Origin of the sequence: Xenorhabdus bovienii (assembly GCF_024721015.1) — a bacterium.
GTDB lineage: Bacteria > Pseudomonadota > Gammaproteobacteria > Enterobacterales > Enterobacteriaceae > Xenorhabdus > Xenorhabdus bovienii.
Genome location: NZ_JANAIF010000041.1, coordinates 25111 through 36062 on the forward strand (window position 1 = coordinate 25111; position 10952 = coordinate 36062).

Genomic DNA, 10952 nt, shown 5'->3' on the forward strand with positions numbered 1-10952 from the left:
AAGGCACCGATGCGATAAACCCTAAGGAACACATCAACATGAAAAGTGGATTACGTTTTGTCTGCCATATCGCAGGCGTGGCGGAGGCAACCTTCGCCGTGGCCGAATTTTCCCTGCAAGAAGGCTTATCCGAACTCTTTACCCTCAACCTGACGCTGGTCAGAGCCGGCAATGCCAACCCGTACCGGCCGCAGGCCGAGATGGATTTGGCCTCGCTGCTGATGCAGGAAACCGTATTGCAGGTTTTTTACGGCGAGACGGAGCAGCGCAAAGTCACCGGCATCATTTCCCATGCCGACTGGGCGGGCACCGATGGCAACAAAACCATTTATACCGTGACCGTGCGCCCCGCCCTCTGGCGTCTGACTTTAAATCAGGACAGCCGGATTTATCACCGGCAAAACGTGCCGGCCATCTTAACCAGCCTGCTGAAAAAACATCGGGTGAAAGCCGATTCAAAACTTTACGATACGCATCAGGACCGGGAATATGTCACCCAAAAACGGGAATCCGACTATGCTTTTTTCAGCCGGTTAGCAGCGGAAGAAGGTATCAGTTTCTGGTTTGAGGATGACACGCTGTTTTTCAGCGACAGCCATCTCGGCATGACCGCCGGCCTGCCCTTACTTTACCAACCCCAGCCAGAAACCGCCCACGGGGTGGATACCATCTATCAGGTACGGCTGGGCGTTGGCATGAGTCCGCAACGCAGCCTGCACAAAGACTTCAACCCGGAAAATCCGCGCTATCACCTCTCCCATCTGCACAGCAGCGAGGGTTTCCGCGATTTTGGCAGCCAGACCCCTTATACCGTGTTTGAGAGTTACGGGCGATTCCAGAAAGATGCCGCCGCCAAACCGTTTTTAAAATACCGGCAGGAAGCGCTGGATAACCAGAAACAAGCGGGCAGCGGCCACAGCAACTGCATCAAACTGATGCCGGGCAAAATTTTTGAGATAAAAAGTCACCCGCACGCCCCGCTCAATGCCCGCTGGCAAATCGTCGGCATCCACCACCACGGACGCTGCCCGCAGGCACTGGGCGATAACCGTGGCGAAGGCACCACACTCAGCAATACCTTCAGTTTTATCGACGGCCTTGCTGACTGGCGTCCGCCGTTCCACTACAAACCGTTAGCGGATGGCGATGAAACCGCCATCGTCGTTGGCCCAGAAGGCGAGGAAATCTTCGTCAATAAAGATGGTGCGATTAAAATCCATTTCCACTGGAACCGTTATGACGAACCGGATGATGGCGCGTCGTGCTGGGTGCGGGTGGCGCAGGGCTGGAACGGCCACGGCTTTGGTTTTATGGCGATACCCCGTATCGGGCAGGAAGTGATTGTCTCTTACCTCAATGGTGATATTGACCGCCCGATTGTGACCGGCTGTGTCTACAACGGCCTGAACCGCCCGCCACTGGATTTGCCGGCAGAAAAAACCCGCACCACCTTTAAAACCAAGACCCACAAGGGCAAGGGCTTTAACGAACTGCGCTTTGAGGATGCAAAAGGCAGCGAAGAAATCTATTTACACGGCCAGAAAGACCTGACCGCCCATATCGAAAACGATGCCTACTGGCATATCAAACACGACCAAAAACAACGCATCGATAACAACCGCTACCACGATATCCGTGCCGATGACCACCATCAGGTGGCCGGTTCGCGCAAAATCACCACCGAAGGCGATGTCTCCCACCGGATTGCCGGCAGCCAGCATACCCAGACCGGCGACGCCACCGTGATTGACAGCGGGCAGGAAATCCACCTGAAAAGTGGCGGCAAAGTGGTGCTGGAAGCGGCGGCCGAAATCACGTTGAAAGTGGGCGGTACTTTCCTCAAGGTCACGCCGGGCGGCATTCTGTCTTCACCGATTAATGTCGGACAGGGTTCCGCCGGAAGTGGGCGCGGGCTGGCATTGCAACTGCCGGAAGGGGTCGAGCCGTTGCCGATGGTGGAATTTCCGGCTAAACCGCCTTGCGCCATTCTCGCGCAGCACGAAGAAAACTGGGTTATCACAGGAGCAGAAGACGCATGATAGAGCCTATCGATTGGAAAACGTGGTTAGCACGTCAGGACAGCGGTATTTGCTATTTTTTGGTCAACAGCCTGGCAGAGCCGAATCCCGTCCAGACCTTTTACCTTAACGGCTGGACAGAGCAGGCGTTTCCGCTTTACAGCGGTACACCAATGAATCCCCTGCTGGAACAAAGCCCGTGGCTGATCCAACCCAAAGCAACATGCCTGCCGGAACTGGCTTTGCTGCTGGATAAACACCAATTCAGCGATGCCAGTTGGGGCTGGGGTTATCGCAGCACACTGCCGTGGTCATTTCAGTTAGCCCACTGGCGGTTGCACCAACAGGTGCTGCTGCGCGGCCAAGTGGTGGTTTTGCGTCTGATGGATAACCGTATCCTCACGCCGCTGCTGCCTGCCCTGAAACCGGGTGACTGGCGTGAACTCTTAACCCCGATCAATGAGCTGATGATCGATACCCCTGACCCGTGTTGCTATTACCGGCCAGAAAATTGCCCACAGGAATTGGCGGAGAATTTATTTGTGCTGGGCGATCATCTAATTGAAGCCCGTTATGCCGCCGATTCAACCCTCAATAACCTGGCTTACGCGTTAAGTTGCCAGCTTTGGGAGGAAAATCCCGAATTGGCATTGAAACAGGATGCACCGGAAGGACAATTACAAAACAACATCTTGGCGTGGCTGAAACAGGCGAGGGATGAAAAACGTAGCCTGCATAAGTTAACGGTTGAGCATTTTATTACTGATAGCCAAGGCGTTGCCCTCAACGAGCACATTGACGGATAAACAAAATATAAGGAAGAAAATATGAAACCATTAGATCCGACGAATTGCATTGATTGTCAAAAGATACTGAAACACTGGATTGAATTTCAGCTTGTGGATGAGCAGGGTAAACCATTGGTGGGGATGCCTTATAAACTGATAAGTCAGGGAAATAAAAAAGATATCCGTACAGGAGTTACTAATGGCGAGGGACTCCTGCGGGAAGAAAGTTTACCTCCTATGCCAGTAAGGCTTTGGGTTGATGCCCAGAAACTCACCGATGAGATGGAGCTCAGGCCATTAAGAGCGGTACGTGAGCCACTGGGTTCAAAGGTTCGACATAATGCCAAAGCACAAGGTCATTCTTACCGCTATATTAAAATTGGTAACCTTTGTGATAAAGCCCCAAAAATTGATAAATGGAATGGAAAAGAACTTCCCAACTATCACTTTCCAGATAATAAATTCCTCGGATATAAAGCCGCATTTGTTGATACTCGTTGGGTTTTGGAAGTTTCTCCTTTCCGGGCTTGGGTGTTGTTATTACATCATCAAAAAGAGTATTCACTGGTGAATGCCTATAATCAGGGATTAATGTCAGTGTTATCTTATGCTGATGCGGAAAAATCTAACGATAGCTATGAAGGATCTGTATTTCATTTCTTTAAAGAGCAGCTTCTTGATTTATCTAAACTTCCCAATAAGGTTGATCAACAAGAATTTCATCCTATCGTTTACGATGTTCCTTTTAAAGACCGTTACACTGAAATAAATGTTATCGATACTGGTGGGGATTTAGATACTCAAATGTTTTATGCAAGTAATAATAAAGAATTAATTATTGGCTGGAGGGGAACAGCGAGTTTAACCGATGTTTTTACTGATGCAAAATTTAAGCCTATTAATTTACCGGAAATTTATCTAAAAACGAAAGGTAAAGTACATGAAGGTTTTTATCGATCATTTTTAGCGGCAGGAACAACACTTGTTAGTGAAAATGCACTTGACGAACTTGTTAATAAAAACACTCTTAACCAAGATATAGGTAAAATTAAATTAATGCATCATATAAGCAATTTAGCTGAAGGGAAAAAAGTTTTTATTTGTGGCCATAGTTTAGGTGGGGCATTAGCTTTAATTCATAGCGTTCATTTAAGAAAAAATAACCCATGCTTATATACTTACGGAATGCCAAGAGTTTTTACATATAATGCAGTAGTAGATATAAGTGATATTATTCATTATAGACACATTAATAAAAATGATCCTGTTCCAACACTTCCTTTTGAAAAAAACATGGACAATGCTTTATTTCAAAAAGGCTGGGATTCTTTGGGGTATATTTTAGAAGGTATACTTACAGTTGGTAGTGGTTTTTCAGCTCCAATAAAAATAGCTGGACATATACATGATGAACTGAAATCGGATGAAATATATTTACACCAAGGGGAAATAGTACATTTTTATGAAGGGAGTGTTTTACCTCTAGATCTATATGTAGGCTCCAAAAATGTCAGAACTGATTTATATCTTATTCCTACTTTAATACCTGAAGACTTAAAAAACGTCCAGTTTTTCCCTCAAAATAAATTACCCAAAACTGCAAATTCAATGAATGCACTTGGTGGAGGACATCATCCAAGTGGAGGTTACATGGAGTTTATGCAAAAAAGGCTCCTTGAATTATGTGTTCCTAAGTTTAATGAACTTTATAAAAAAGATATACAACTATTTAAAACTGCACTGGAAGCTCGGAAAAGCACATTACAAAATGAATATTCTATGTATGAATATTTTTTACGGTTAGATCAAAAATTAGAACCCTGCTTATCGTTAAGTAAAAAAAGTGAGGAAGGAAAACGAGCGCTTGCTCATTTTATTTATCAACACTCTAGATAAACTAAAAATATATTGATAAAAATCATTCAGGCCAGTTTTACTAAAAAATATATTTCTTATTATTGTCCTGAATGAGTTTTTATAGTAAAATAAGATGTGATATATTTAAATTTTCAATAAGAGATGCTTAAAAATGAAGAAAATAAAAAAAACATATATTTTATCATTAATAATGATATTTATTTTAGTATGGTGCTGGGGATTGTTTGATAAAAATCTTAATGGTTATTTTCCAATTAACCCACAAAAAGGAAAATCTGTCATTATTTTAAGTAATACCCCCCCTAATAGCAAGCTCATAATTCTTGCTAATTATATATCTCAAAAGTGCTCAACGTTACGATTTAATTCTAATTTTATGCCGGGCGGCCTAAATTATTGGACGAATGTACTTGAATGGGGAGTTAACGAAGAAAATAATAAATCTAAAACAGAAATTCTTGTTGATGGTGGGGGGTGGTGTAATTGGAAATTAGATTACATTAATATAAATTTAGTTTATACTGAAGAAAAAGAAAATAATAAAATTACGGACAAATATAAAGTTCTTAATAACTCTATAAAATTAGATAAAAGTAAAGGGTTTACTGTTACCATTAAAAATCAAGAAGATGTTTATAATAAAATTCAAAATAAAATAAAATATAATCCAGAATTCTATCTTATTCATAAAAAATTTATTTCCACTGGTTTGGGAAGTTTTTTTTTGATTTCGCCCCCCAATACAGAAAAATTTGAAATATCATTAAAAAAAGATACAAATGGTTATATTTATTACACTCCGAAATTAAATGAATCAAATGTAACAAAATTATTTATATCAGAAGATAAATATTGGCTTGAATATCCTAATGGACAACTGGAATATAATATACATAGACTAGATTATGATAAAATAAAAAATTAGAAGAAAAAGATTTACAATATACTCTTGGGCATGGGTATGCTTTTAATTTTTTCCTGTTTTTAATTTTAAAAAAATATAACTAATGAAAAATTATTTCATTGAGTGATATAACTGCTCACTGTGGAGAACTGATTAGTGCAATGAGGGGCATGCACATGGCATGTGATGTTAAACCTATCAGAAAAATTTTCTCATTTAATGGGAGGACAATCATTATTTTCTGTTTAGGGTGCTACTGACGCGCTGCGCTTGTCTTCTCCATGTTACCGGGCTAATACATTAACCCGGTAACATGGAGAAATGAAATAATGCCTGCCAGAAAACGAATTACCTCTTCACTCGCTCCTCATTTTTCTCCTCACTTTTTATTTTCCTCACGGTAAAAACAGGTGAGGAATTGAGATTTATTTATCCTTAAAAATCAATATCTTTTATGTTCCTCACTTTTTCCGTATATATGCGCGAAAAATGAGGAAAACGACGAGGCGTAAAATCCCTCTCCTCATCACTCCCCACTTTTTTCCTCACTTTTTAATCTTCATTATTCTGGTTAATGAGGGTGAGTTCCTGCCCGTTGCGAGTAATTAACCCGTCATGCTCTAACTTGGTTAACCAACGGCTGAAATTCTTCACATTCACCCCCATCGCCTTTAAATCATCACGCACAAGGGCAATGCTGCAAGGCTCTTTCAGGGCTGTGCGTGACCGGATACATTGCCACAATGCCGTGTGGTTATCGGTCTTATTGGAAACATGACCGATTTCCTCCTCTTCGACCGGATCACGCGGCCTGTCAATCAGCACCAGTGACGTAATATCCTCACCGTCTTTATCGGTAAAAAGTTCAACCACACGCATGTCATAAGCTTGGGTTTCCGGCTCTTCGGCATCTTTCATTTTGGTGCAGGTGATAACCAGTGCGCCGCCTTTTTTCCCTTCCCGATTGATCCGGTATTCAACATCCAGCGCAGCCCGAAAAGCACTGGAACCCCTTGCGCCTTTGCTTTCATCTTTGCCAGAATGGTGAACCACGAGAATACTTGCCCCTGTTTTGGCTTTCAGCTCGTCACAACCCCGAACAAACGCGCCCATATCTTTTGAATCATTCTCATCAGCCCCGCCAAAACAGCGGGCGAGGGTATCGAGAATAATCAGGCGTACAGGCTCGCCTGTTTCAGATTCAACCTGCCGGGCAGCAATCACCAGCTCATGCACTTCGGCAGGCGAGGCCGGAAATACCGGGGTATTGATCATATACATGTTTTTAATGGACTGACCGTTGACAATTTCCCATGCTTTGATGCGCCGGGGCACACCGATCCCACCTTCACCGACGACGTACAATACTGCCCCCTGCGCAACCTGTTTTCCTGCCCATGCCTTACCCGTGGCAATATGACAGCCCCATGCCCCCGCCAGAAAACTCTTATATGATCCGCTCGCCCCGTAAATGCTGCACAGGGAATGTGCAGCTAATGAACCAGAGCCTATTGATGTTGAGCCGATCACCATCGAGCATTATTATTTGGCTAACTCCGAGGGTGAATTATTTGAAATGGACTCCGGCTGTTACCACCTGTCAGTCAAATACGATCGCGATCTGCGAGTGCGAATCGCTGGTGCTCGATATAAGCTAAACCTAACTATTAAAGTAGAAGGTGACGATTTCACGTTAAGCAAGATCTTCTATGACCGCCTTGGTACAGGCGAAATCGTAGCAGATACCCGTTCTTCCAAGAAGAGGGGGCGTAACGCGATGCCTATCGAACAGCCAATCGAGCTGAAGAAAGGCCAATATGGAGCCTCTAATATCCAATTCATAAACTATCTAAAGAGTCTTCACGTTATACGTGATGCTCTGACGATGGAGTCTAAAATTGAGGAACTCTTACCACCACCATCCGATGGTGAAGTACCAGTAATGCATCTTTGGAAACGTCTAATTGAGATAGAACGTGAAAACCTACCAACCGTTACAGTCATAGAGGAGCCTGTTGAACGTGACAACACTGTCTACGTGCAAATCAACGAAAACATCGACGCTTTCGAGTTTGGTGAAGAGGACGTAATCAACGTAACTACTGATGAATACGAAACTAAGTTCGGTCATCTTGATGTTGAAAAATCAGGCAATGGTGTACTTGTATTCTTTGATGATGACCGACGCAACCACTTCCGCCTTACTAACATACGTGTTGGAACTCAACTTACTCTATCCAACTCCGGTAACGATGTAAGCTGGGAACGTCGTAGCCAAGCACTAGAGCGCATTTTGTCTGGTGATGCCGTGATGCAGGATCTGACCAATCGCTTCATTACTGGGTCAAAAGGCCCTCAACCACCAGCACTACCAATGCCAACTGACGAACAGCTGAAACGTTATGGCCTAGACGAATCCAAGCAAAATGCCTTCCGCTATGCGCTAGAAAATCCACTAAGTGTACTCATGGGGCCTCCAGGTACCGGCAAGACTACACTGCTGGGCGCAATGCTTCATTATCTAATAACAGAAGGTGAAGTACGTCGTATTTTAGTTGTGAGCCAATCACACGTAGCCGCTGATGAAGTAGCTATACGTGCCCGCAACATGCTGTCTAAGTTCGACAACGAAAACGGTACTAACACCACTCCTACCCTTGTACGCCTTGGAGAGCGTAGCCGTATAAATAAGGAGATGCTCGACATCCACACCAGTGCACTGCAAGATCAAACTCGTACTTCTTTCCATCGTGATCTTGAAGTACGCATGTTGTCTCTGGCAGCTCGCCTCAAACTGCCTAAGCAATTCATACTGGATGCAGCCGCTTTATACCGTCATAGTGGCCGCGAGTTATTTGAGTATGTGGTAGCTCGCCATGAACTACGTGACATCAAGTTAGGAATATCCGATAAGAGTAGCCCAACCAAAGAAGATAAGCTCAAATTAAACATAGCGGAACGCCGCGTAGAGCGCCTAGAGTCATCGCTTCAAGGCCGACTGACGGCCTATACTGACATGCCTGAGCAAGTACTTGCTCACAGCAAGCCATTATCTGCTGTACTGAATATTATAGCTGAGTGTAATCAAGTATATAACCCGCAGCGCATTGAGCGCATGGTAGAAGTGATGAAAGTTGCCCATCACTGGTACCAACGTCTAGCAACTGATGAAAATGGCTACGCTGCCTTTGCTGCCCGTACTCGACAGTTGGTAGTTGGTACCCTTGTAGGTATCGGCTACGGTGCATATCAACTAGATAAGACCACGTTTGATCTTGTAGTTATCGATGAAGCTGGCCGCGCCACCTTCTCCGAATTGGCAATCGCTATGCAGAGCGCCAAACGTGTATTGTTGGTAGGTGATCACAAACAGCTAGCTCCAAGCTATGATGCTGCCCACATCCGTGAAGTGTGTCGCAACCTTGGTCTAAGCCACGAAGAAGTAACACGTACCGACTTTGAGCGCGCCTTTAACCAGAACAATGGCTGTATGCTATCCAAGCAATACCGAATGGCTCCGGCAATTGGTGAAATCATTAGTGAGTGTTTCTACGATGGCAAACTTGGTACTGGTCGTGAAGCAGCTCCAATCTGGATGCAGGAATTACCTACACCATGGAACAAAACAGTATCTTGGATTGATACTTCTGGTAATTCAGCTCTTGAAACCATCGTCGATAAGGGTGTCGCTAACGAAGCTGAAGTAAATCTACTGTGCAGCCTGCTACAGAAGTTTGTTGCTCAGCCAGGTACTCTAGATAAACTGAAAGAGTGGGACAAGAGTGATGCTACCCCGCCCATTGGGATCATCACCGGCTACCGTAAACAGGCAGACTTGTTACAAAAACGCCTTGAGTCAGCTTCTTGGGCATCTTCTATCCGTTCTCTAATCAAGATCGATACTATCGACTCCTATCAAGGCTCGGAGAACCGCATCATCATGATAAGTCTAGTACGCCATAACACCGAAAATAAAGGTGGCTTTATGACCGACAATGCTCGTGTAAATGTAGCATTGTCTCGTGCTAAAGAACGCTTGGTAGTTGTGGGGGCTGGCAGAATGTGGAACAAAATAAACACCGGCGCTCCGCTATCTCGCGTATATGATTTCATCAACCGTATGCAAGAGCAGGGCAACTCTGAGTATCTGATCATCAAACCAACCGAGATCGCCGAAATCAACACTGTAGAAGCACTGGAGGCATCCCATGCGTAAAGGCACCCTATCCTTGAATCCAGATGCAGTAACTGTACCAATCGAATTGCCAGACGATTACGATCGCCTACTACAAAGCATTACCGTGTGCGCTCCGGCACAGAAGATCAGTCTGGATATTGATGTAACCCACAAGCTTGCCCTACCAGCTATCCTTGAATCTGCACTACTTCTGGTTGCACAGATTGAAACCGTTTCGCCTAGCGAGCTAGGAAGTTTCTTTGGGCTAACTGACCATGAACGCAACATATTGGTAAACGAGATGATCGATACTGATTTAGTACGTTTCAACGATGAAGGTGACATAGCTACTACCCCTAAATTGATTGCACAGCGTCGTGAAGGTGCTGCCGATGGAGGGATCACTATTGAAGATGTTGAGAACTTCCGTGAAATTACCTTCATAGATCTGTGCACAGGTCATATTCAACCACGCTCTGAAGCTGACAAACAACTAGGGCTGCCGATGTTACCACGTAAGGTGAATCTAACCGATTTCAGCCAAATTTTTGCTAAGCAGTTTCATCGATTCCAAGCCTGCCTGCCAGACCTTAAAAGTAAGAAATCGCTTCGCAGCTCCAAGGCTCACCTATATCGTATAAACTGCGCATCAGTAATGCAATCTGGTCTACAGCAACAAGTGTCTCTAGACATTCACGCTCACCATGATCCACTGTATGGAATTCGCTTGGATGCCCACTTGCTAGATTACAAAAAAGAGTACTCCAATCTGATAGACTCATCAGGTCTTAAAACCGAGGCAGTAGACTGGATTCACAATCGCCTGCACGAACCAGCCACCATTAACCTACAGCAATACTGCGATCTTGTGCGAGATCCAGTAATTGAGCGCTATATCAAGAGCGGTGACATTCTTGATCTGCCACGCTTATTGCATGACAGATTCCGCTCGAAGACCGGTTACGGACACCAAAATACCCGTATGATGATTGGCCCTGTTTATAGTGCTACAAACCGTAAAACTATTACTTCGTGGATTGAGCGGCACAATAAGAATAAACGTATGCATCATGGGATCTGGCTGGGAGCAACCAATCAGCTATTTGGTGCTAGGCTGCGTCCCTTAATTAGATAACCGCCTGTAAAAGAGTCGAATACAGCCTAATTTCACCATGGACAAATAGTTT

Annotated in this window: 6 protein-coding genes and 1 pseudogene; 6 read left to right on the top strand and 1 reads right to left on the bottom strand. The window is 44.5% G+C overall.

What is annotated here, in order from left to right; translation table 11 throughout:
* Positions 1–38 precede the first annotated feature (38 nt).
* From NXS07_RS12085 to NXS07_RS12100, 4 genes are all read left to right on the top strand, one after another.
* Positions 39–2039: a type VI secretion system Vgr family protein gene (locus tag NXS07_RS12085; RefSeq protein ID WP_258086824.1), complete on the top strand. Its 2001-nt coding sequence runs from the start codon at positions 39–41 to the stop codon at positions 2037–2039.
* Complete coding sequence (locus NXS07_RS12090; protein ID WP_258086825.1) at positions 2036–2824, top strand: DUF4123 domain-containing protein; 789 nt, start codon at positions 2036–2038, stop codon at positions 2822–2824. Before NXS07_RS12085 ends, NXS07_RS12090 begins: the two co-directional genes overlap by 4 nt.
* Positions 2825–2845: 21 nt before the next feature.
* Entirely contained in the window at positions 2846–4702 is a 1857-nt protein-coding gene (locus NXS07_RS12095; RefSeq protein ID WP_258086826.1) for a lipase family protein, read from the top strand.
* Positions 4703–4835: 133 nt separating this feature from the next.
* Positions 4836–5609 carry a hypothetical protein gene (locus NXS07_RS12100; protein ID WP_258086827.1) on the top strand — a complete coding sequence of 258 codons (774 nt, stop codon included), beginning with the start codon at positions 4836–4838 and terminating at the stop codon, positions 5607–5609.
* A gap of 531 nt (positions 5610–6140) precedes the next feature.
* Here the strand turns inward: NXS07_RS12100 and NXS07_RS12105 are convergent.
* A pseudogene (locus NXS07_RS12105) lies at positions 6141–7121 on the bottom strand (helicase RepA family protein); the annotation flags it as partial.
* An 841-nt stretch (positions 7122–7962) separates the two neighbouring features.
* Between NXS07_RS12105 and NXS07_RS12110 the strand changes: the two are divergent.
* Positions 7963–9804, top strand: coding sequence for a DEAD/DEAH box helicase (locus NXS07_RS12110; RefSeq protein ID WP_258086829.1), 1842 nt, complete (start codon positions 7963–7965; stop codon positions 9802–9804).
* Positions 9797–10900, top strand: coding sequence for a hypothetical protein (locus NXS07_RS12115; protein WP_258086828.1), 1104 nt, complete (start codon positions 9797–9799; stop codon positions 10898–10900). The genes NXS07_RS12110 and NXS07_RS12115 overlap by 8 nt, the downstream gene beginning before the upstream one ends.
* Positions 10901–10952: the final 52 nt, after the last annotated feature.